This window comes from Polaromonas sp. P1_E1_2 (assembly GCF_056406035.1).
Genome location: NZ_JBFUAZ010000602.1, coordinates 1 through 2,584, shown reverse-complemented (window position 1 = coordinate 2,584; position 2,584 = coordinate 1). Strand labels below are relative to the sequence as shown.

2 protein-coding genes are annotated in these 2,584 nt (G+C 55.7%); both read left to right on the top strand.

The annotated features are described in order from the left end of the window. A partial coding sequence (locus AC1D1P_RS20570; RefSeq protein WP_477674236.1) for a hypothetical protein occupies positions 1–1,800 on the top strand: 1,800 nt, incomplete at its 5' end. A gap of 12 nt (positions 1,801–1,812) precedes the next feature. After that, complete coding sequence (locus AC1D1P_RS20565) at positions 1,813–2,283, top strand: hypothetical protein (protein WP_477674235.1); 471 nt, start codon at positions 1,813–1,815, stop codon at positions 2,281–2,283. Positions 2,284–2,584 lie beyond the last annotated feature (301 nt).

The following is a 2,584-nucleotide window of genomic DNA, read 5'->3' as shown; positions in this document are numbered from 1 at the left end:
ACGGCTTTGGAGGGAGGTGCCGCAACCTTTGGCAATGTGATTGCCAGGGCAGCCATGGGCAATGCTGTGAGCCAGGGCATTGGTGTTGTGACGGGTCTGCAAGATCACTTTGACTGGAAGGGTGTAGCTGCCAGCGCAGTGGGCGCCGGTGTTGGTCAGGCGGTTAGCGGTGCGCTAGGCAAAACAGACATCAACCCGTTCGTGGCACGAGCCATTACCGGATTGGCCGCGGGTACGGCCACTGCCATCGCCCGGGGCGGCAAGATCGCCGTGCAGCAGATTGCGGCGGATGCTTTTGGCAATGCACTGGCGGGATCAGTCGCTGATTCTTTCGGGCAAGGCAGCGCTGGCAATGAGGGAGAGCAGGGTGCCGCGCTCAGTCAGGTGGCGCAGGAAAGTTTCAGGCGCAGCGAGATTAACGATCAAAACTGGGATGCGCGTATACAGACGGCGCTGGCCCGGTCTGGGCCTGGGCGCTGGGATGATGAAGTGCGGCCCTCAATGGGCGGCTTGTATGCGAAGACCTACGGTGGGGAAGTCCAGAGCGCTGCGGATCGGCTTAGCCTGAGCAACCGACAAGGACTCAGCAACAGCGAGTCCAACGTCATCAACACTGCGCAGACGCGTRAACTCAACCAACTACAGCGCAATACGACGGATTTGAAAGCGTTGTCAGCTCAGCTCTCGACGGAAAAAGCACTTAACAACATGCAGGCCATGGCTGATGCATACCGCGCAAGCGGCATGGGTGGCGCCACAGGTGACCCGTACGCCTCCTGGAGTGACTCACCAACTCTGCCGGAGGTGACAGTCAAAGAGCCGCGCATGACGCAGGCAGAAATGGACGAGTTCGATAGGGTAAATCCAAGCGGCGGTGGAGGAGCCGGAGTGCCGTCTGGGAATGGGTCCATTACGCCAATAGGTGATGTAGACGCCTTTTTTACGTTTAACCAGTTTGGCCGTGGAATGAAAGGATTTGGTGGCGCAGCGCTTGATGCGTGGCTTGCACTGCCTCGTGCGGGCGTTGGGCTGTATAAGTTGACTGGTGATGGTGGGGGGTATGCACGCAACGCTATTTCCCCGAGACGCAGTGTGCTTACCGGAGAGGTGTTTGCCTATCAGCCTGAGAGCGGACTGATTCAGAGCATTCAGAAAAATGGCGTCGCCGGTACGATTGGGCTTGGCATAACGGGAGCAGTACGTGGTGCGCCAGGTATCGGATTGATTGGAGCGCTCGGTGCGCCTAATAGGGACTGGGGCATAGTTGGCGGGCAAGTGTTCAACACGGCCGCTACGGTAGTGGCTATGGGAGCAGGTCGCGTTTCAAATACAACGATGGGGGAAAATAACGTAGTAATGAATTCGGGCGGTGACCGGTTGATTGGCACGATGGGCCCTGCCCGCGTCAATAATACCGCTGAGCTTAATGCCATCGTTAAAGACTTGAAGGAGAAGGGTGTCGATATCAGCTATCGCGAAGGGCAGTTTGCATATGGCCCCGCGCCGAGCGGTGGTCGCCCCGGCAATATCGTTTTTGACCCGAATTCATCTCTGTCCGCCATTAAGCACGAGTACGGACATTTCGTTGACGACGCGGCGTTAGGGTTTCCTGGTCAGCGCTATTACTATGAGAATCCTAGTGCACGTGTGGGAACGGAGCGGCGCCAGTATTTGGGTGAAATTCGTACAGCTAGGGAACTGGGTGATATCACGGCACGTCGGCAACTTATTGAGGACTATCTCGGTGAGAGAAAATATCTCATCGACAACTACTACACCAAGCCCTACGGCTCGAAGTGATGAGGACGCGAAATGTTACTACCTGAAAATCCCGAAAAAAGGTCAGGACTCTGGGATGCTGTAGCAACACAGTTGGCCGAGACCGCAATGTGCATCCTTATCAAGGATGGGGTTGGCAACCCTTTGGCGGAAGCGAAGGGACCGAACCGAGACGAGGCTGAGCTGGTCCTAGCTAGGCTTCGGGGAGCGGAAATTTGCCGTATTAGTGCGAATCGTGGCAGTGCAATTTCGCCGCATTTTGCGGGGAAACGTGAAGACGATACTGTTTTAGTTACCGAATTTCTGACTTCTCCATCTGAAGCTGCGTTGACGGTGGATAAAGAAAAGCTCAAGCGTGATCTGGAGACAGCAGTGATCAATTTGCTTTTTACGGAAGGTGGCGTGAACACTGTGCTCGTGCCATTACCTATGGCACCCTGGGCAATGCGGGATGCCGAGATTAGCTTGGTCCAGGAAGGRCTGATGTTCAGCAAACGGAGCTAGTTATGGCGCAGCGTACGGCCAAATGGACCCGGGCAATTTGTATGCTGAGGGCGCTTGACTGGTGCCCGTATCGTCTTTGTATCCGAATCGAACTCTTCGTATCTCATCCGTATCGCACCGTATCCTGTTCGTAGCATAGGCGGACTGGAAAAATTCAAGCTAGAACGCCATCGCCGACAGCTGGGTACCACCACCAGGTGGTAGCAGTCTCTTCCCTTAAGAGACTCTTCATCGTCGTAGTGCCGRTAAACCTGGTTGTGGGCCGGAAGCTTGACAGGCACAACGCGGCTCAGGGCAATCC